Below are 19,629 nucleotides of genomic sequence, written 5' to 3'. Positions count from 1 at the left end.
GGGCATTCATATTGAAGAAATGATTCCGCCTAGGACTGTCTACTTTTGATACCCAGGAGACCGAAATCGATCAGGGAGGAAATTCGCCACTCCTGAGGAATTCTGGCCGACAACGCCCTCTTGCGATCCACGGAGACCCACGAAGACCAGGGAACTCATGAAACCCACCGAGAAAGGATCATGTCGATGAGTTTCCGGCTGCGGGTCCTGGGCCTGCTCATGCTGGTCGCCCTCGCCGCGACCGCCGCCACCGGCTGGCTGACCCTGCGACAGGCGAACCGCCAGGTCCAGGAGACCGTCACGGCCGGGCGGCAGGAGGTCGCCCGGATCACCGGTGAGCTGCGGACGTACGGATTCACCCACGGCACCTGGGACGGACTCTCGCCCACGGTCGCCGAGCTCGCCCGGGACACCGGCCAGCGCATCCGGGTCGCCACCGAGTCCGACGTGCTGCTCACCGACTCCGACGCCCTGGCCGGACGTACGCCCCGCGCGCTGAGCGGGCAGCCCGCGGTGCTGGTGGACGCGCGGCCCGCGCTGAAGTTGCCGGCGGGCCAGGGGCACCGGGCCTCCATGAAGCAGGTCTCCGTCGCGATCGCCGCCTACCGCGCCGAAGTGGCGTACGCGGCCTGTCTCACGCGAGCCGGAGCCGAGGTGACCGTCCGGGCGGACGGCCTGGGCATCCCCCGGTACAGCGCCGACCGGCGGCCTGCGCGGTGCCCGGCGCCGGGCGCCGCCGGTGGTCCGCTGGACCCGGCGGATCTGAACGCCGTCAACTCCTGCGATGCCCAGCAGCAGTTCGCCGCCTGTATACAACGGGTGTTCGACGACCGGGTCGGCCCGGCCGCCCCGCCCCGGCTGCAGGTCCACCTGGGCGTGCGGAACGAGTCGGCGCCCACCCTGGCCGCCGCGCCCACCGTGGCCGTCGCGGCGGGCGTCGCCCTCGCGGTCGTCGCCGTCGCCCTGCTGCTGAGCCGGGCCGTCCTGCGTCCCGTACGGGCCATGACCGTCGCCGCGAAGGGGCTCGGCGAGGGCGACCTCGGGCGCCGGGTGCCCGTCTCCGGACGGGACGAGATCGCGCAGCTCGGCGGCGCCTTCAACCGTATGGCCGACTCGATCCAGGCCGGCGAGGAACGGCAGCGCCGGCTCACCGGGGACATCGCGCACGAGCTGCGCACCCCGCTGGCCAACCTGCGCGGCTACCTGGAGGCGCTGCGGGACGGGGTCGTCGAGCCGACCCCCGAACTCCTCGAATCCCTCCACCGGGAGGCCCTGCTGCAGCAGCGGATCGTGGACGACCTGCAGGATCTCGCCCTCGCGGAGGCGGGCGCGCTCACCTACCACCCCACCGACGTCGACCTGCGCGGCGTTCTGGAGGCGGCCCGCCGGGCCCATCTCGCCCAGGCCGAGGCGGCGGGGGTCGCGCTACGGGTGGACGCACCGACGTCCGTTCACGTCACCGCGGACACGGACCGGCTGCGCCAGGTCGTCGGCAACCTGGTCGGCAACGCGCTGCGGGCCACTCCGGTCGGGGGCTCGGTCACCCTGGCGGTGGCTCCCCGGGGTGAGCTGGCGGTCGTGGAGGTCCGGGACACCGGCAAGGGCATCGCGGCGGAGGACCTGCCTCACCTCTTCGACCGCTTCTGGCGGGCGGACGTCTCACGGGGGCGGGCGACGGGGGGCAGCGGGCTCGGGCTGTCGATCGCCCGCCAGATCGTCACCGATCACCGGGGGAAGATCGACGTACGCAGCGAGGTGGGGACCGGGACGACGTTCACGATCGTGCTGCCACGCTCCGCTGGGCAAGCAGGTGTTTCGCCGCGGCCCGGCGGGGGCTGAGCGCGCAGTTCCCCGCGTCTCCGCTCCGCTGGGCAAGCAGGTGGTTCGCTGCGGCCCAGTGGGGGCTGAGCGCGCAGTTCCCCGCGCCCCTGCCGGGCACCCCCGGGCCGCGAACGCCCCGCTCGCGACAGGCAGCTCCTTCACCACCGGCCCGTGGGGGCTGAGCGCGCAGTTCCCCGCGCCCCTACAGGGCGCGGCCCGAACCGCGAACCCGCCACTCACGACAGGCGCTCCTCCACCACCGGCCCGTGGGGGCTGGGCGCGCAGTTCCTCGCGCTCCTTCAGGGTGCTCCCGAGCCGTCTGCCAGGCGGTAGCCCCGGCCGTACACCGTCTCCAGGAGGCGGGGGCCTGCCTGGCTGTCGGCCTCCAGTTTCCTGCGTAAGTTCATGACGTGGGCGTCTACCGTGCGCTCCAGCACATCCCGGTCATAACCGAAGACGCGTTCGATTATCTGGGCCCGAGTGAAGACCCGGCCCGGTTCGCGGGCCAGGGTCTCCAGGATGTTGAACTCCTTGGAGGTCAGCACCACCGGCCGGCCGGCCATCCGTACCTCGAAGCGCGCGGTGTCCAGCTCCATGTCGCCGACCCGCAGCACCGAGGGCTGCGCCGCCGCGCCCGCCTTCCGGGACCGGCGCAGCAGGGCACGTACCCGTGCGGTCAGTTCACGGGGGCTGTACGGCTTGGTGAGGTAGTCGTCGGCGCCGAGGTCGAGGCCGAGGAGCATGTCCTCCTCGGTGGTGCGCGCGGTGAGCAGCAGAATCGGTACGTCCGACTCGCCGCGCAGGATGCGGCACACGTCGAGCCCGTCGACCAGGGGCAGCATCACGTCCAGCACGATGAGGTCCGGGCTCGTCGAGCGCGCCCGGTCCAGCGCCGCGCGGCCGTCGCCGACCACCTGTACGGCGTTTCCCTCCCGTTCCAGATAGATCCGGATCAGGCGGGACTGCATCTCGTCGTCTTCGGCGACCAGAATCCGAGCGCTCAACGGTTCTCCCCCAGCGAGGTCCTGCGCGTCACAGCACCGTACTGCCCCCACAACGCCGTTCGGCACCGGTCCCTCCCCACGTGGGGACCGGTGCCGAACGATGGTCGGGGACCCGGGAGGAGTCCGGACATCGGCCGGTTCCGCGGATCTCAGGCCTGTGTGGTGCCATCGACTCCCCCGGCTGGCGAATCCCGGAAGCCGTGGCCGAAAACGTCCGGCCTCCGAGCTGCCCCTGGGATCGCTGCGCTGGTGGTCCGGGTGGACGCCACGCGGCTGGTTCTTTGTTGCGGCATGATCCTGCCATTCACGGCTCCCGGAGAGGAGGTTCCGGTCCGGGGCCGACGACGTAACCGCAGGTCAGCCGTATAGAGTGGGTTTTCCGGTCCGGATGACACCGGATGACGCACGCGGGCGAGGTAAGGGGTGGAGACCTTGAGTTCCGACTCAGGGGCACGCACGGCCTTCGCGGAGCGGCTCTCACTGCTGTACAAGGAGGCCGGTAATCCTCCCCTCAAACGGGTGGCCGAAGCCGTCGTCCAGTTGCAGCGGGTCGACGAACGAGGGCGCCCCGTGCGGGTCTCCGTACAGCGGATCAGCGACTGGCGGCGCGCCAAGAACGTGCCCGCTCAGTTCGCCGCCCTCGCCGCCGTACTGAGCGTCCTCGTGCCGCGGGCCCGGCGGGCCCGGCCCGTGCCCGTCTCCCCCGGTCTCTACGACATGGTCCAGTGGCAGCGCCTGTGGGAACGCGCCGTCGCCGACCCGGTGGGCGACCGCGTCACCGGCCCCCCGGACGAGGAGGAACCGCCCGCCGCCGAGGTCCCGGCGGTGCCGGGCGGGGTGTGCCCCTACCGGGGCCTCGCCTCGTACCGGCTGGAGGACACCCGGTGGTTCTTCGGCCGGGAGCGCAGCACCGACGCCCTCGTGGCGCAGCTCCGCGCGGCGGGAAGCACCGCGAGCGGGGACAGCGACGCCGCCGGCGGTCTCGTCATGCTCGTGGGCGCCTCCGGGGCGGGCAAGTCCTCCCTGCTGAGCGCCGGACTTGTGCCCGCGCTGCGGGAAGGGGCACTGGACGGCCCGGAACAGCCGGCCCCCGAGATCCTTCAGCTCGTGCCGGGCAGTGATCCACTCGCCGAACTGACCAGCCGTATACCCGCCCTCTCGGAGATCCTCTCCCCCGCCGGACAGCCGGCGAACGAACCCGGTACGCCCGAATTCGCCCGCGCGATACGGAAAACGATCACCGCCTGGTCCCGCCGCGACGCCCCCAGCGACTCCTCCGCCTTTCCCCCTCCCTCTTCTCCATCTCCTTCTATTTCCCCTCCCATTTCTCTTCCTCCTTCTGTTTCTCCTTCTGTTTCTCCTTCCTGCGGGCGACCCGTCGTCATCGTCGACCAGTTCGAGGAAACGTTCACGCTCTGCTCCGACGAGGCGGTCCGGAACACCTTCATCCAGTTTCTCCACGCCGCCTCCTCGCCCCCCGGTCACGGTGAGGAGGCCGCCGCGCTCGTCGTCCTCGGTGTGCGCGCCGACTTCTACGAGCAGTGCCTGCGCCATCCCGAACTCGCCGACGCGCTGCAGCACCGGCACATGGTCCTCGGGCCGCTGACCAGCGCCGAGCTGCGGGAGGCGGTGACCGGGCCGGCCAAGGCCGTCGGTCTGGAGCTCGAACCGGGGCTCGCGGAGCTGATCGTGCGGGAGGTGAGCGCCGACGGACCGCGCGGCACGCACGACGCGGGCGTCCTGCCCCTCCTCTCGCACGCCCTGCTCGCCACCTGGCAGCGCCGCAAGGCGGGACGGCTGACCCTGTCCGGCTATCGCGCGGCCGGCGGTATCCAGGGAGCGGTGGCGGCGACCGCCGAGCGCGCCTGGACCGGCCTCGACCCGGCGGCCCGTACCGCCGCGCGGCTGCTGCTGCTCCGGCTGGTGCGGCTGGGCGAGGACACCCAGGCCACCCGTAGGCGCGGTACGCGACGGCAGCTGACCGCCGAGTCGACGGACCCGGACAAGACGGAGGAGTCCCTCGAAGCGCTGGTGCGCGCCCGGCTGGTGACGCTCGACTCGGAGAGCGTGGAGATCACCCACGAGGCACTGCTGCACGCCTGGCCGCGACTGCGCGACTGGATCGAGGAGGACCGGGGCGGCAACCTGCTGCGCCAGCGCCTGGAGGACGACAGCCGGTCCTGGGAGGAGTCGAAGCGCGACACCTCACTCCTCTACCGGGGCTCCCGGCTGGAGCAGGCGCACACCTGGGCCAAGGCCGCCGGTGACACGTTCCTGACCCGTGGCGCCGTGCAGTTCCTGGCCGCCTCGGTCAAGCTGCGCCGACGTACCGTCCTGATCAGCCGCGCCGCCGTCGCCGCGGTGGTCGCGCTGGCCCTGCTGGCCGGGGGCGCGGCGCTGATCGCCCGGCAGCAGCGCGACGACGCGGTGTTCGAGAACGTGCTCGCCGAGGCGGACCGCGTCCAGTCCAGCGACCCGTCGCTGTCGGCGCAGCTGAGCCTGGTCGCCCACGGTCTCCGCCCGGACGACGCGAGTACCCGCAGCCGTCTGATCTCGATCGTGAACACACCACTGGCCACGCCGCTGAACGGCCACACCGGCGCCGTCTACCTGACCACGTTCAGCCCCGACGGACGGCTCCTGGCCACCGCCAGTTACGACGGGACCGTACGCCTGTGGGACGTGTCGGACCGGGCGCGTCCCAAGGCGCTCGGCAAGCCCCTTGCCGCGAACGCGAGTTGGGTGAGCAGCGCGGTCTTCAGCCCCGACGGGCACACTCTGGTCAGCGCGGGCGACGACGGCACGGTCCGCCGCTGGGACGTGACCGACCCCGCCCGTCCGCGCCCCCTCGGCACACCCCTGGACGGCCATGACGGCACGATCTATCTGATCGCCTTCAGCCCGGACGGCCGTACGCTCGCCTCGGCCGCCGAGGACCGCACGGTCCGCCTGTGGAACATGGCCGACCCGGCCCGACCCACGCTCCGCAGCACCCTCAGGGGCGCGGGCGCCGCCGTGCGCGCCATCGCGTTCAGCCCCGACGGGCGGAGACTGGCGGCGAGCGGCGACGACCGGGTGATCCGGCTGTACGACGTCTCGAAGCCCGGTGACCCGAAGCCGTACGACACGAGACTGACCGGGCACACGGACCTGGTGCACTCCGTGGCCTTCAGCCCCGACGGCCGTACCCTCGCCAGCGGCGCCGCCGACGACACGATCCGGCTGTGGGACGTGTCCGACCCCGCCCACGCGGCCCAGCTCGGCGCACCGCTGACCGGTCACACCGACGCGATCTGGTCGGTGGCGTTCAGCCCGGACGGGACCACGCTGGCCGCCGCAAGCGCGGACGGCACGGCGAGCCTGTGGAACGTCAGCGATCCGCAGTACCCGTCGGAGGTCGGCGAACCCCTCGCGGGCAGCAGCGGCGAGATGTACGCGCTGGGCTTCAGCCCCGACGGCCGTACGCTCGCCACCGGCAGCGGCGACCGGAAGGTGCGGCTGTGGTCGCTGCCGACGTCGGACATGATCGGCCGCATCGGCGTGTTCCGCCCCGACGGCAGGCTGCTCGCCACGGGTTCGCGCGACGGACGGGTCCGGCTGTGGAACGTGTCCGATCCCGAGCACCCGGTGGCGGAGGGCGAACCGTTCACGCCCGGCGAGGGCGAGGTACGGTCGCCGGTGTTCTCCCCCGACGGCCGCGTTCTCGCGATGGCCAGCGGAAACAGCACGGTCCAGCTGTGGAACGTCAGCGACCCGAAGCGACCCGTGGCCTTCGCGGCCCCCGTCCGGCTGAAGACCCGGTTCGCTGCCACCGTCGCCTTCAGCCCGGACGGGCGCGTACTGGCCACCGCGTACGAGGACTTCACCGTGCAGTTGTGGGACGCGACCGACCCGGCCCATCTGCGCCCGCTCGGACCCCAGCTCACCGGTTACAAGGGTTACGTCGACTCCTTCGTGTTCAGCCTGGACGGCCGTACGCTGGCCAGCGCCAGCGCGGACGGCACGATCCGCCTGTGGAACGTCACCGACCCGGCCAGGGCCACCCTTCTCGGCAAGGTGCTCAGGGGACACCTCGGTCCCGTCAACGAGCTGGCCCTCAGTCCGGACGGCCGCACGCTGGCCAGCGGGAGCGACGACGGCACGGTCCGCCTCTGGGACGTCTCCGACCCGGCGGACGCGCACAGCGTGGGCTCCCCTCTCACCGGGCACACCGAGGCGGTCGAGTCACTGACGTTCAGCCCGGACGGAGACGTCCTGGCGAGCGGCGGCAACGACAACACCGTCCGGCTCTGGGAGGTCGGCGACCCCGCCAGGGCGAAACCCATCGGCCAGTCGATGAGCCCCAACGCCAAGACGGGCAACTTCCTGGCGTTCAGCCCCCACGGCGACTTCGTCGGGGTGTCGAGCGGCGCGGACACGGTCCGGCTGTGGAACCTCGACGTCGACACGGCCGTCGAGCACATCTGCGCGACGACCCGGGGCGTTCTGACGGCGGAGAGGTGGCACGAGTATCTGCCGCAGCTGTCGTACGAGCCACCGTGTGCCGGATGAGGCAGGGGTGCTGGTCAGGAGGCGGGTACGGGTGCGGGTCAGAAGGCGGGTGCGGGGGCGGGGGCTCGTGCGGGTGCGGAAAGAGGCCGGTCATCCGAAGTCGTACGAACCCCAGTCGGTGAGCAGTCGGTAGCCGATGCGCCGGTAGAGGGCGTTGCTGGTGGGGTTGGCCGGGTCCGTGTACAGCACGACGTCGGTGGCACCGGCGGCGAGCGCGGCTCGGGTGACCTCGACCGTCACGGCGCCCGCGTAGCCCCGGCCGCGCAGATGGGCCGGGGTGTAGACGGGGTCGACCCGCACCTGGCCGCCGACCAGCGGGTTCACACCCGCCATGGAGACGGGGGTGCCGTCAGGGGTCTCCCAGTAGGTGTAGCGCTTCTCACCGAAGCGGGTGCGGGGCCAGGTCTCGGCGTTGATGGTGACGTCCTCCCCGAACTCCTCCGCCGCCTCGCGGCACCACCCCATGAGGTGTTCGTGGTCCTCGTCGCCCACGAGTCGTCCCCGGCCCGCCGGGACCGGCTCCGGCGGGGTGAGCGTGCCGAGGCGGTACAGGTGGATCCGGTCGCGGAAGGCCGGTGTCGCGCCGGTACGCCGTTGCCAGGCCTCGGCGAAGGCGGTGGCGGTGCCGATCTCCGCGCTGACGCCGGGGAGTCGGTGGCCGAGGGCGACCAGGTGGGCGGCGAGGCCGTCGGCCTGCTCGGGGGTGAGGGAGGTGGTGCTCAGGAGTCTGCGCGGGGTGAGCCGGTAGAAGACGGCGGTGACCCGGCCCGCCTCCTCCAGCCGGCCGAAGACGGGGTCCTCGGTGACCGGCGCGTCGGCTCCGCCTGTCCGCAGCCTCTCCAGCGTGGTCAGCGCGGTGGTGTGCGGGGCGGGCCGGGAACACAGGAAGTCCCCGGCGTGGGCGAGGAACTCGTGGACGTCGTCGGTGAGGTACCAGTCATCCGGGCGCATGGTTCATGATCTCCGACGCGTTGGACACGAGAGGGCGTCTTACTGGGAAGTACTGGCAAGTAGTTGGGGAACGGTTGTACTGAAGTGGGCAATAAAGTTAGTGATCCCGATCACAACTGGTCGTTGTTGCGGAGTAGTCGGCTCCCACCGGGCATCCAGTCTTGTTATCCTTGGCCAGAGCCCGATCGCTGGTGCATCCCCCGTCGCCAGCGGTCGGGTTCTTTTGTGCCCGCAGGCCGTCACCTGGGTCAGGCGCTCGCGGGCCGGATGATCTGCCACTCCTGGTCGTCCGTGTTCGAGCAGGTGAAGAGCGTGAGGTTGGTTCCCTTGCCGCCGGTGCTGAAGCCCGCGACGTCCAGGCACGCGTTGTTGCTCGCGTAGTTGCGGATCCAGTAGTCGCCGCTCTTCTGCTTGGCGAGCCACCACAGCTGGTTGTCGGCGGTCGTGCCGTCGCAGGTGTACCGCAGGATCGGGGACCTGAGGGGCTGGGCCCCGTAGTACCCGAGATCCATGCACAGCCCTTCCTTGACGTTGCGCATCTGGAAGAGAGCCGTGGCACCGGGCCCCAGCTTCGGATACCTCACCTCAAGGTTCCACCGCTGGGTGGCGGAGCCCTCGTCGCACGTCGACTGCACCACCCGGTTCTTCGAGTCGGTGTCGTCGGCCGCCGGAAGATCGGCGCACATCTTGGTGGTCGGGTTGCGCAGCATGATGTCGGGCGCGGGCAGCACGCTCGGCGCCTTCGGCTTGGCGGGCGGGGCCTTCTCGCCTCCCCCTCCGCCGCCACCTCCGTCGGCCTGCGGCGAAGCCGTCGGCTGTGCCACCGGCGGGGCGGCCTCGACGGGCGGCGCCGACACCGCGGGCGCCGAGGGCTGGGCCGGGGGCGCGGAGAGGGCGGGCGGCAACGTGCTGACGGCGGTCTCCTGCCACTCCTTGGCGCTGCTGACGACCCGGGGTTTGTAGGCGATCCACAGCATCGCGAACGTGATCGCGAGCGCCAGGAAGATCCCGAGCGCGCCGGCCAGCCAGCCGGGCAGGAAGCTCCGCTGCACATAGGTGCCCTCGACGGCGAGCGGTGTGACACCCGACCGCTTCACCGCGAGCGTGTACGGCTGCTCCTGCTTGGACCCGAACCAGATGATCTGCCGCGGCTTCAGCGTGGTCTTCACGAACGCGGCACGGCCGGGCTCGATCTGGACGTTGGCCGGATGGATGTCGTACGACAGCTGGTCGCCGTTGTCGTGCCCGCTGAGTGACGCGGTCACCCTGGTGTTGCCGAGGTTGTCGACGGCGAGCTTCGGCCGCCCCCGGAAACGGCCCTTCACCGTCGGGGGTACGAGCTCGGCGCGCACCTCCGTGAAGGGGGTGATCGTCAGGTTCCCCTCGGGGACGGTCGTCGACTCCGGATACTCGGTCGGCGTGATCCGTACCGCGTACGCGTTCGGGCCGGCTGTCGCGTCCGGTGTGCGCGGGGGCGCGAAGGTCAGTTCCACCGTCCCTGTCGTACCCGGGAACAGCCGCAGCGAGGCGGGCTCCACGGTCGTCCAGGGCGCGAGGGCCCCGACAGGTTCGAAGCGGTACTCGTCGACCACGTCACCGGTGTTGCGCAGACGCAGCCGCACGGTCGCACTGCCGCCGGGATCCACGGTGGTCGAAGCAGGTTCGAGGGAAGTCCATAGGCTCACTGTTCGACGCTACGGCCGTGCGGGTCATCCGTCAGGAGCCGTCCGGGCAGGCCGGGCTGACCGGAGGGGCACCGATCGCCGCGCCGCGCCCCGCCTCACCGACAGCGCCGGTACGCCCCTCACCTGCCCCCTTACCGCCCAGCCGCCGCCGCTGCCGCCACCGCCGCCCGGGCGCGTGACCTGAACGCCTCCAACTTGTCCACCGGCTCGATCAGTTGGCGGCTGCGGGAGCGGACGGTGACGTCGTGCCCCTCGGCCGCCGCGCGCAGCGCGCCGACCGTGGCCCGGTCCTTCGGGATGTGGGAGAAGGGGTCGAAGGAGTACCAGCGCATCGCGTTCTCGTGGGTCATCCTGACGATGTCCTCGTCCGGGACGGAGTGCTTCCGCAGGACGTCGTGGATCTGTTCCGGCGCGTCCGGCCACATGGAGTCGCTGTGCGGGTAGTCGCCCTCCCAGCAGATGTTGTCGATGCCGATCTCGTGCCGGAGCTTCACACCCAGGTCGTCACTGATGAAGCAGGTCAGGAAGTGGTCGCGGAACACCTCGGACGGCAGCTTGCCGCCGAAGTCCTGGAGCGTCCACGTCGCGTGCATCTCGAAGGTGCGGTCGACCCGCTCCAGGAAGTACGGGATCCAGCCCGTGCCGCCCTCCGACAGCGCGATCCTCAGGTCCGGGTACTCCTTGACGGCCCTCGACCACAGCAGGTCGGCCGCGGCCGAGACCAGGTTGATCGGCTGGAGGGTGATCATCACGTCCGGCGGCGAGTCGACCGCCGGGATGGCCAGCCTGCCCGAGGAACCGATGTGGACCGACATGACGGTGTTCGTGTCGGACAGCGCCTGCCACACCGGGTTCCAGTACTCGTCGTGGAAGCTCGGGTAGCCGAGGGCGGCCGGGTTCTCCGGGAAGGTCAGCGAGTGGCAGCCCTTTTCGGCCACCCGGCGGATCTCGGCCGCGCACAGCTCCGCCGACCAGATCGCGGGCAGTGCCATGGGGATGAAACGGCCGGGGTAGGCACCGCACCACTCGTCTATGTGCCAGTCGTTGTACGCCCTCACCAGCGCCATCGAGAAGTCGTCGTCGTCCGTGGCGAACAGGCGTGCCGCGAAGCCGGGGAAGGACGGGAAGTTCATCTGGGCGAGGACGCCGCCGGCGTTCATGTCCTTGACGCGCTCATGGACGTCGTAACAGCCCGGCCTGATCTCGTCCATGCCCTGGGGGTCGAGGCCGTACTCCTCCTTGGGGCGCCCGGCGACCGCGTTCAGCGCGGCGTTGCCGATGGTGCTGTCGCGGAACTGCCACACGTCGCTGCCGTCCTCGCGGTGGACCAGCTTCGGCGCATCGTCCAGATACCGCTTCGGCAGGTGGTTCACGAAGATGTCGGGCGGCTCGATGATGTGGTCGTCCACGCTGATCAGGATCAGGTCGTCCCGTTCCATGACGTTCCTCCGCAGTGGTTCCGCACTGATTCCGACCTTCTCTGTCAACGTAAATTAGCTTCTCACTTTCAGAGAATCAACCGTCCGGACGCGGTGGAAGGGGCCGCTGTCCGCGCGTTCGTAGAATCACCGGGGCCCGCAGCACGCACGTCGACGGATGAGTGAGAGCACTGTGTTCGAGTACGAGAAGGACGGCGCCTCGATCTACCGCCAGTCCTTCGCCACCATCCGCGCCGAGGCGGACCTCGCCGGGCTGCCCGCCGACGTCGCCCAGGTCGCCGTACGGATGATCCACGCCTGCGGGATGGTCGACCTCGCGGGCGACCTCGGCTACACCCCGGACGTGGTCACCCGCGCCCGCGAGGCTCTGCGCGCGGGCGCGCCCGTCCTCTGCGACGTCTCGATGGTGGCCAGCGGCATCACCCGCGCGCGGCTCCCCGCCGGCAACGAGGTCATCTGCACGCTCACCGACCCGGCGGTGGCCGACCTGGCGGCGAGACTCGGCACCACGCGCAGCGCCGCCGCGCTGGAGCTGTGGCGCGACCGGCTGGAGGGTGCCGTCGTGGCGGTGGGCAACGCCCCGACCGCGCTCTTCCGGCTACTGGAACTGATCGAGGAGGGCGCCCCCCGCCCGGCCGCGGTGATCGGCGTCCCGGTGGGCTTCGTCGGCGCGGTCGAGTCGAAGGCCGCACTGGCCGAGCACCCGTCCCGACTGGAACATCTGGTCGTACGGGGCCGCCGCGGCGGCAGCGCCATCGCGGCGGCAGCGGTGAACGCGATCGCGAACGAGACGGAGTAGAGGGGGGCGCTGCGCCGGCCTGGGCGGGGGTGTTGCGCGGCCGGTGTGAACAGTGCGGTGGGCGGGGGGGGCGTGCGGCGCGTGTGAACAGTGCGCTCCACGGACAAGGGCAGGAGTCGTGCGGCGCGTGTGAATCGAGCGCTGCACGGACGGGTACGGGGGTCACGCAGCGCGTGTGGACAGTGCGCTGCACGGACAGGGCGGGGGGCGTGCGGCGCGTGTGAACCGAGCGCTGCACGGACGGGTACGGGGGTCACGCAGCGCGTGTGAACAGTGCGCTCCACGGGTGGGGCAGGGATCGCGCGGCGCGTGTGAACCGAGCGCTGCACCGACGAGTGTGGAGGCCTTGCGATCCGTGTGAACCGGGCACTGCACGGACAGGAAGGAGGCCCCGCAGTCCGTGTGAACCGGGCACTGCGCGGGCGGGCCGTGCGGTCGGTGTAAGTGGGCGGGGTGCTCCTGGAGTCGGTCAGGAACGGGTCGCTACGTCTTTGATTTCGCCAGGGCCGGTTTTGCCAGGTCCGAGGTCCACCTCTCCTCTATGCGGCCGACCTTCCACACCACCAGGGCGACGGCCCATGTTCCGAAGAACAGGCCGACGATGACGTAGCCGACGATGTTGAGGTCGAGGCCGGACACCCGGTCCCAGAACGGGCCGTGGAGGTCGGCCTGTTCGGCCAGCAGGCCGAGGAGTTCGACCGTGCCGATGATGAGCGCGACGGCGACGGACAGTCCGGTGATCGTCAGGTTGTAGTAGACCTTGCGGACCGGCTTGGAGAACGCCCAGCCGTACGCGAAGTTCATGAACGAGCCGTCGATCGTGTCGAGCAGTGACATCCCGGCCGCGAAGAGGACGGGCAGGCACAGGATCGCGTACCAGGGCAGCCCCGAGGCCGCGCCCGACCCGGCCAGCACCAGGAGCGCGACCTCCGTGGCCGTGTCGAAGCCGAGGCCGAAGAGCAGGCCCAGGGGATACATCTGCCACGACTTGGTGATCGACCTGGTGAAGCGGCCCAGGAGACGGTTCATGAAGCCCCGGCCGGCCAACTGCTCCTCCAGCGCGGCCTCGTCGAAGTGGCCGGTCCTCATCTGCCGGAACACCTTCCAGATGCCGACGAGGATGACCAGGTTGATGCCGGCGATGAGATAGAGGAACGTCCCTGAGACGGTCGTACCGATGAGGCCGGTGACGTCGTGCAGGTCGGATCCGTCGTCCCGGACCGGTCCGGCGAGGGCCTTGACGCCCAGCGACAGCAGCAGGGCGAGGACGAAGACGACGCTGGAGTGGCCGAGCGAGAACCAGAACCCGACGGACAGCGGGCGCTGCCCCTCGCCCATCAGCTTCCGGGTCGTGTTGTCGATGGCGGCGATGTGGTCGGCGTCGAAGGCGTGCCGCATGCCGAGCGTGTAGGCGGTCACGCCGATGCCGATGCCGAAAGCCTTGCCGCCCACGCTGTAGTGCTCCGGCGCGACGAGCGCCACCAGCGTGAACCAGCCGATGACATGCAGCGCCACGATGAAGGCGGCCATGCCACCGACCCTGATCCACTCCTCACGACTCATCGCCTCAGCCTGCTGCCAGCAACAGTCACCTGCAATCAATGTGCAGTAAAGCTCCCGACAGGTTTCGGTCAGGGGGTTCGGGAGACCTGCGGGGCCCGGGGAAGCCGGGGCCGGTCATGTGCGCCGTCCTGACCAATCCGCACCAATCCACCGTCCGCGCGGGAACGGATTACGCCTGGACATGTCCCGACCATGGAGGCTCTCGGTGAAAGAAGCGGTACATATCAGCAGAAATCCATCGGCCGGGCCGGACCTGCAGGAACTCGTCGGCCGTGTCGCCCTGGGCGACGAGGAGGCGTTCTCCGGTGTGTTCGACGCCGTCTCGGCCGGGGTGCTGGGTGTCGTGCGGGCCGTGGTCAGGGATCAGGCCCAGTCGGAGGAGGTGGCGCAGGAGGTGCTGGTGGAGGTGTGGCGGACCGCTCCGCGCTTCCGGCCCGAGCGCGGGACGGCCATGAACTGGATTCTCACCCTGGCGCACCGCCGGGCGGTCGACCGGGTGCGCTCGGTGGAGGCCGCCACCCTCCGGGACCACAAGGCGGCGCTGCTGGAACGCGTGCCCGAGTACGACGAGGTGGTCGAGCGCGTCGAGGCACGGCTGGAGCGGGAGCAGGTGCGGCGCTGTCTGCGCACCCTGACCGAGATCCAGCGCCAGGCCGTCACCCTGGCGTACTACCGGGGGCTGACCTACCCCGAGGTGGCGGAAGCCCTGGCCGTTCCGCTGGGCACGATCAAGACCCGACTGCGGGACGGACTCATCCGCCTGCGCGACTGCCTGGGGGTGACCGCGTGACGACCACCGATCCGCACCGGCTGACGGGCGCCTACGCCCTGCACGCCCTGTCCGACGACGAGGGCGAGGCGTTCGAACGGCACCTCGCCGGGTGCGAGGCGTGCGCGCTGGAGACGGCCGAGCTGCGCGAGACCGCCGTCCGACTGGGCCTTGCGGTGGCCACCGAGCCCTCTCCTGAGCTGCGCGCACAGGTGCTGCGCAGGATCACCACCGTCCGTCAGCAGACCCCCGGCACCCCGGCCAAGGAGCTTCCCGTACGGGTCGGCCCGCGCGCGCGGACGCTGTCCCGGTGGGCCCTCGCCGCCTGCCTCGCCGCCGTGGCGGCGCTGGGCGGGACGACCGTGTGGCAGCACCAGCAGGCGCGGGACGCCCAGGAGCAGGCGCGCCGTGCCACCCGGGCCGCCGACGGGATCGCCGCCGTACTGGCCGCGCCGGACGCCCGGACCCGGGCCGCCCGGCTGGCCGGTGGCGCCGCCGGTTCGGTGGTCGTCTCCCCCAGCCTGGACAAGGCCGTCTTCGCCGTGTCCGGGATGGCCTCCCCGCCGAGCGGAAAGGTCTACCAACTGTGGTTTGACGACGACGGCACCATGCGCTCCGCCGGCCTGATGAACCCCGGCCGCAGTGAACAGACCGTCCTGCTGAAGGGCACCGTGGACGGGGCGTCGGGCATGGGCGTCACCGTCGAACCCACCGGCGGCTCCAAGCACCCCACTTCCGCGCCCATCGCCCTGATGAGCTTCCCCGGCTGAGCCCTGGCGTCCCGGCCCTCCCGCCTCGACGGGAGGGTGCCGCCGGGAATTCGGTCACGACGGGTCCGGCGCCTTCCGCCTCGGTGGACGCGGGAGGAAACCGCTGGTGCGGGCCACGTACTCGGCGTAGCCGGGCCGGCCGGTCATGTGCCGTTCCAGCAGGCGCTTTCCGCTGCCCCGGGTCAGCAGCAGACTCATCACCACCGGGGAGACCGCGGACACGGCCGCCGCCTCCGGGGAGTCGCAGACCAGCAGGAACAGACCCCACCACACGCAGAAGTCGCCGAAGTAGTTGGGATGCCGGGTCCAGGCCCACAGACCCCGGTCCATGATCCTGCCCCGGTTCGCCGGATCGGCCCGGAACCGGGCCAGCTGCGCGTCCCCCACCGCCTCGAAGCCGAGGCCGACCGCCCACAGCGCGACGCCGGCCCAGGCGAGCCCCGACAGCGGTCCCGGCACGTACTGCGCGGCCTGGACGGGCAACGACACCAGCCACACCAGCCCTCCCTGGAGCAGGTAGACCATGCGCAGGGCGTACAGGTTCCGGTTGCCGGAGCCCTTCGCGAGGAGTGCCTCGTAGCGCGGGTCCTCGCCGTGACCCCGGCCCCGGCGGGCGATGTGCGCCGCCAGCCGCAGCCCCCACACCGCTGTCAGTACGGTCACCAGCAGACGTCGTACGAGATCGCCTTCCCCGGCGGAGACGACGAGGCTCACCGCCGCCACCGCCGCGAACCCGATCCCCCAGGCGATGTCCACGATCCGGTGCAGGCCTGTGCGTACGGCGACGGCGAAGGTGACGAGCATGACGGTGAGAGCCGCGCCGGCGGCCGGGGCCAGGCCCTGCGCGAAGGCCTCCCACGAGAAGCCGTTCACGCCGGGTGCCGTCCCTGCTGGTGGGTCCGGTGGGTGCTCACGGCGGAGGTCTCCTTCGTGAAGAGGTACTGCTGGACATCGAGGTAACCGGCGCGGAACCCGGCCTCGGAGTAGGCGAGGTAGAAGGTCCACAACCGGCGGAAGGTGTCGTCGAAGCCGAGCGCCCCGACGTCGTCCGCGCGCTCGGCGAACCTCTCCCGCCACAGCCGCAGGGTCTCCGCGTAGTGCGCGCCGAAACCGTCACGTCGGGCCCGGCGCAGGCCGGTGTGGTCGCGGACCGTCTCCTCGATCGCCCGCGTGGACGGGATGAACCCGCCGGGGAAGACGTACTTGTGGATCCAGGTGAAGGTGTCCCGGGTGGCGAGCATCCGCTCGTGCGGCATGGTGATGGTCTGGAGCGCCACCCGGCCGCCGGGGGCGAGCCGCGCGTCCAGGGTGCGGAAGTACACCGGCCAGAACTCGGCGCCGACCGCCTCGACCATCTCCACGCTGACGACGGCGTCGTACTCCCCGCGCGCCTCACGGTAGTCGCGCAGTTCGACGGAGATCCGGTCGGCGAGCCCCGCCGCGTCGGCCCGTTCCAGGGCCAGCGCCCGCTGCTCCGCGGAGAGGGTGAGCGAGGTGACGCGGGCGCCGCGCCCGGCGGCCCGGAGGGCCAGTTCGCCCCAGCCGGTGCCGATCTCCAGCACACGGGTGCCCTCGCCGACCTCGGCGAGATCGAGCAGCCGGTCGATCTTGCGGTGCTGGGCATCGGCAAGCAGGTCCCAGCTCGCCGGGAATCCCCGGAAGAGCGCGGAGGAATAGCTGAGGGTGTCGTCGAGGAAGAGGGCGAACAGGTCGTTGGACAGGTCGTAGTGGCGGCTGATGTTGGCGCGGGAGCCGTCGGGGGTGTTGCGTTCGTCCGACGGGTGACGCGGCGCCCACAGGCCGCGCAGCCGTTGCAGGGGAGCCGGGATCAGTTCGGCGGCGTGGGCGGCGAGCACGGTGAGGGTGGCGACCAGGTCGGGGGCGTCCCATTCCCCGGCCATGTACGACTCGCCGAACCCGACCAGTCCCCCGGTGCCGAGGCGGGCCCGGAAGGCGGCCGGGTCGCGCACCTCCAGCAGCGGCCCGCCCAGCCCGACGGTCTCGCCGTCCGCGAACCGCACCCGCAACGGCAGCCCGCTCAGCGCTCGCCGGACCAGGGCCGCCGTCACCGCGGTCCGGGGGCGCGACGCCCGGGGCACGGCGGCGACGTCGGGCCAGCGCGCGGGGTCGACGGCGGCGGCCTGCCCGGGGAGGGCGGGCTGTGGGTCTGCGGTCCTCATGTCATGTTCTCCGGGGTGCGGTGGTCGGGGCGGGGCTGGACGGGCAGTCCCCGCAGGTAGAGGCGTATTCCGTGGAACCGGATCGCGGCCGATCCGGCGAGGGTGGACCAGGGGTGGCGCAGGGCCAGCCGCAGCAGGGCCGCAGGGCTCGCCTCGCGCCGGACGCCACGTACGGTCGCGGTGAACGCCGGGCCGCCCGCGCGGTCCAGCCGGACGGTCAGGTCGAGCCGCTCCCCGGGCGCGGGCAGCCGCATGCGGTAGTCGCCGTCGACCGGGAAGAACGGCGAGACGTAGAACTCCTTGCCGGTCCGGGCGACCCCGGCGGCGTCCGGGCTCAGCAGATAGCAGTGCCGCCCGCCGTAGGTGTTGTGCACCTCCGCGACCACGCAGCGCAGCTCACCGTCAGGGCCGTGGCACCAGTACAGGGTGAGCGGGTTGAACACGTACCCGAACACGCGCGCGTGGGTCAGCATCACCACCCGGCCGCCGTCCAGCCGGACGTCGTGCCCGGCCAGGAAGGCGTCCAGACCGGCCCGGACGGAGGGCAGCTCACCGGTGAAGTGGTCACGCGGGTCGAACCGGGCCAGCGGACGCAGCGGCAACGGCAGCCGGGGCGGGTGGTCGGGGTCGACGAGCCACAGGTAGGTGCGGTGCCGCAGGGTGTACCGCAGGGGCGTGGTCCGCACATGCCGGATCGTGCAGGCGTAGAGGGCGGGTACGGCGTTCACCAGCGTGCCCCCAGCGCGGCGGCGGCCTCGACGCCGGAGCGGCAGCCGTCCTCGTGGAACCCCCAGCCGTGATAGGCGCCCGCGAACGCGCAGACCGTACTGGCCAGTTCGGGGAGCCGCTGTTGCGCGGCCACCGACTCGGGCGTGTAGACCGGGTGTTCGTACACCATGCGGGCCAGCACCCGCTCCGGGTCGACGCGGTCCTCGCCACCCAGGGTGACGACGAACGTCTCGGCGGCGTCGAGGCGTTGCAGCCGGCTCATGTCGTAGCTGACCCGCACCCGGTCGGCGCCCGCCTCGCACGACGGCATCAGGTAGTTCCAGGAGGCGCGGGCCCGGGGGGCGCGCGGCAGGATCCGGGTGTCGGTGTGCAGAAGAGTGGTGTTGCGGGAGTAGCGGAAGGCGCCCAGCACCTCCCGCTCCCGCTCGGTCGCGTCGGCCAGCAGCCGCAGCGCCTGGTCCGGGTGGACCGCGATCACCACGGAGTCGTACGGCTCGGTGGCGCCGTCGTCGGTCGTCACCTCGACGCCGTCGGCGTGGCGCCGCACGGCGCGCACCGGAGCGCCGGTCCGTGTCTCGCCGAGCTGCTTGGCGACCCGGTCGACGTACGTGCGCGAGCCGCCGGTGACCGTGCGCCACACCGGGGAGCCGCCCACCGACAGCATCCCGTGGTGTTCGAGGAAGCGGAACAGATAGGCGGCCGGGTACTGCTGGGCGGTGCCGGCGTCGCAGGACCACACCGCCGACACGACCGGTGTCACGAAGTGGGCGCGGAAGTAGGCGGAGAAGCCCTCCCGGTCCAGGAACTCTCCGAGCGTGAGCGGGGCCCGTCCGTCCTCGGCCAGCAGCCGCCGGGCCGCCCGGTAGAAGACGGGCACCTCGGTCAGCAGCCGCAGGTACGGGCCGCGCGACAGGTTGCGGGGCCGGGCGAACAGTCCGGCCGGGCCGCGCGCCCCCGCGTACTCGAGTCCGCACCCCTCGCACCGCACCGACATGCTCATCTCCGACTCCTGGGTGGGGACACCGAGTTCGTCGAAGAGCCGCAGCAGGCGCGGATAGGTGCGGCGGTTGTGCACGATGAACCCGGAGTCGACGTGGTGCACCCGTCCGTCGTGCGGCGAGGTCAGCTCGTGGGTGTGAGCGTGTCCGCCGAGCCGGTCGTCGGCCTCGTACAGGGTGACGTGCCGGTCCAGGCCCAGGACGTACGCGGCGGTCAGCCCCGACACCCCGGAGCCCACCACCGCCGTCCGCCGCCCGCCCCGTGCCGCCCGCCCCGGGTCGTCCGACGCCTCCCTCGACGTCCACCGCATCGTCTCTCCTCCCGCCTCCGCGATCCGCCGTCTACGCGGTCTCCGCGTAATCCGGATCA

General features: G+C 71.6%; 14 protein-coding genes. 5 read left to right on the top strand and 9 right to left on the bottom strand.

Features of this window, described 5'->3' with window-relative positions; translation table 11 throughout:
* Nucleotides 1-186: 186 nt before the first annotated feature.
* Nucleotides 187-1,839: a HAMP domain-containing sensor histidine kinase gene (locus PV734_RS23270; RefSeq protein ID WP_319291443.1), complete on the top strand. Its 1,653-nt coding sequence runs from the start codon at nucleotides 187-189 to the stop codon at nucleotides 1,837-1,839.
* A 281-nt stretch (nucleotides 1,840-2,120) separates the two neighbouring features.
* On the opposite strand, the gene PV734_RS23265 is transcribed toward PV734_RS23270, so the two are convergent.
* The gene (locus PV734_RS23265; protein WP_319092763.1) at nucleotides 2,121-2,825 is read right to left on the bottom strand and encodes a response regulator transcription factor; all 705 of its coding nucleotides are present in this window, start codon (nucleotides 2,823-2,825) and stop codon (nucleotides 2,121-2,123) included.
* A gap of 423 nt (nucleotides 2,826-3,248) precedes the next feature.
* On the opposite strand from PV734_RS23265, the gene PV734_RS23260 reads away from it, so the two are divergent.
* Nucleotides 3,249-7,376 carry a hypothetical protein gene (locus tag PV734_RS23260; RefSeq protein ID WP_319291440.1) on the top strand — a complete coding sequence of 1,376 codons (4,128 nt, stop codon included), beginning with the start codon at nucleotides 3,249-3,251 and terminating at the stop codon, nucleotides 7,374-7,376.
* A 90-nt stretch (nucleotides 7,377-7,466) separates the two neighbouring features.
* Here PV734_RS23260 and PV734_RS23255 read toward each other — a convergent pair whose 3' ends face one another.
* The 3 genes from PV734_RS23255 to PV734_RS23245 form a co-directional block, all read right to left on the bottom strand.
* Nucleotides 7,467-8,327 carry a GNAT family N-acetyltransferase gene (locus PV734_RS23255; RefSeq protein WP_319092765.1) on the bottom strand — a complete coding sequence of 287 codons (861 nt, stop codon included), beginning with the start codon at nucleotides 8,325-8,327 and terminating at the stop codon, nucleotides 7,467-7,469.
* A gap of 248 nt (nucleotides 8,328-8,575) precedes the next feature.
* Complete coding sequence (locus PV734_RS23250) at nucleotides 8,576-10,012, bottom strand: RICIN domain-containing protein (RefSeq protein ID WP_319092766.1); 1,437 nt, start codon at nucleotides 10,010-10,012, stop codon at nucleotides 8,576-8,578.
* Nucleotides 10,013-10,143: 131 nt separating this feature from the next.
* Complete coding sequence (locus PV734_RS23245; protein WP_319092767.1) at nucleotides 10,144-11,451, bottom strand: amidohydrolase family protein; 1,308 nt, start codon at nucleotides 11,449-11,451, stop codon at nucleotides 10,144-10,146.
* Nucleotides 11,452-11,608: 157 nt separating this feature from the next.
* Here PV734_RS23245 and PV734_RS23240 point away from each other — a divergent pair, with 157 nt between their 5' ends.
* Nucleotides 11,609-12,250, top strand: a complete 642-nt coding sequence (locus PV734_RS23240; RefSeq protein WP_319291437.1) for a precorrin-8X methylmutase — start codon at nucleotides 11,609-11,611, stop codon at nucleotides 12,248-12,250.
* Between the two features lie 483 nt (nucleotides 12,251-12,733).
* On the opposite strand, the gene PV734_RS23235 is transcribed toward PV734_RS23240, so the two are convergent.
* On the bottom strand, nucleotides 12,734-13,852 hold the full coding sequence (locus PV734_RS23235; protein WP_415924252.1) for a HoxN/HupN/NixA family nickel/cobalt transporter: 1,119 nt from the start codon (nucleotides 13,850-13,852) through the stop codon (nucleotides 12,734-12,736).
* 166 nt (nucleotides 13,853-14,018) lie between these two features.
* On the opposite strand from PV734_RS23235, the gene PV734_RS23230 reads away from it, so the two are divergent.
* On the top strand, nucleotides 14,019-14,603 hold the full coding sequence (locus tag PV734_RS23230; RefSeq protein WP_319092770.1) for a sigma-70 family RNA polymerase sigma factor: 585 nt from the start codon (nucleotides 14,019-14,021) through the stop codon (nucleotides 14,601-14,603).
* The gene (locus tag PV734_RS23225) at nucleotides 14,600-15,352 is read left to right on the top strand and encodes an anti-sigma factor (protein ID WP_319291434.1); all 753 of its coding nucleotides are present in this window, start codon (nucleotides 14,600-14,602) and stop codon (nucleotides 15,350-15,352) included. Before PV734_RS23230 ends, PV734_RS23225 begins: the two co-directional genes overlap by 4 nt.
* Before the next feature lie 54 nt (nucleotides 15,353-15,406).
* On the opposite strand, the gene PV734_RS23220 is transcribed toward PV734_RS23225, so the two are convergent.
* Genes PV734_RS23220 through PV734_RS23205 form a run of 4 tightly spaced genes read right to left on the bottom strand, consistent with a single transcriptional unit; the run spans nucleotide 15,407 to nucleotide 19,570 of the window.
* Nucleotides 15,407-16,225 (bottom strand): DUF1295 domain-containing protein, encoded by an 819-nt coding sequence (locus PV734_RS23220; RefSeq protein ID WP_319092772.1) that lies wholly within the window; start codon nucleotides 16,223-16,225, stop codon nucleotides 15,407-15,409.
* Nucleotides 16,222-17,532 (bottom strand): cyclopropane-fatty-acyl-phospholipid synthase family protein, encoded by a 1,311-nt coding sequence (locus tag PV734_RS23215; RefSeq protein WP_319291430.1) that lies wholly within the window; start codon nucleotides 17,530-17,532, stop codon nucleotides 16,222-16,224. Before PV734_RS23215 ends, PV734_RS23220 begins: the two co-directional genes overlap by 4 nt.
* Nucleotides 17,529-18,260, bottom strand: coding sequence for a DUF1365 domain-containing protein (locus tag PV734_RS23210; RefSeq protein WP_319291427.1), 732 nt, complete (start codon nucleotides 18,258-18,260; stop codon nucleotides 17,529-17,531). The genes PV734_RS23215 and PV734_RS23210 overlap by 4 nt, the downstream gene beginning before the upstream one ends.
* Nucleotides 18,257-19,570: an NAD(P)/FAD-dependent oxidoreductase gene (locus PV734_RS23205; protein WP_319092775.1), complete on the bottom strand. Its 1,314-nt coding sequence runs from the start codon at nucleotides 19,568-19,570 to the stop codon at nucleotides 18,257-18,259. The genes PV734_RS23210 and PV734_RS23205 overlap by 4 nt, the downstream gene beginning before the upstream one ends.
* Nucleotides 19,571-19,629 lie beyond the last annotated feature (59 nt).

Source organism: Streptomyces sp. AK08-02 (genome assembly GCF_033795085.1).
GTDB classification, from domain to species: domain Bacteria; phylum Actinomycetota; class Actinomycetes; order Streptomycetales; family Streptomycetaceae; genus Streptomyces; species Streptomyces echiniscabiei.
The sequence above is the reverse complement of the archived record's forward strand: the minus strand, read 5'-3'. Positions and strand labels throughout refer to the sequence as shown.

What these genes read in the sequence shown, in the direction of transcription:
- PV734_RS23270 (WP_319291443.1), top strand. Translation starts at nt 187, where the DNA reads ATGAGTTTCCGGCTGCGGGTCCTGGGCCTGCTCATGCTGGTCGCCCTC.
- PV734_RS23255 (WP_319092765.1), bottom strand. Translation starts at nt 8,327, where the DNA reads ATGCGCCCGGATGACTGGTACCTCACCGACGACGTCCACGAGTTCCTC.
- PV734_RS23245 (WP_319092767.1), bottom strand. Translation starts at nt 11,451, where the DNA reads ATGGAACGGGACGACCTGATCCTGATCAGCGTGGACGACCACATCATC.
- PV734_RS23240 (WP_319291437.1), top strand. Translation starts at nt 11,609, where the DNA reads ATGAGTGAGAGCACTGTGTTCGAGTACGAGAAGGACGGCGCCTCGATC.
- PV734_RS23215 (WP_319291430.1), bottom strand. Translation starts at nt 17,532, where the DNA reads ATGAGGACCGCAGACCCACAGCCCGCCCTCCCCGGGCAGGCCGCCGCC.
- PV734_RS23205 (WP_319092775.1), bottom strand. Translation starts at nt 19,570, where the DNA reads ATGCGGTGGACGTCGAGGGAGGCGTCGGACGACCCGGGGCGGGCGGCA.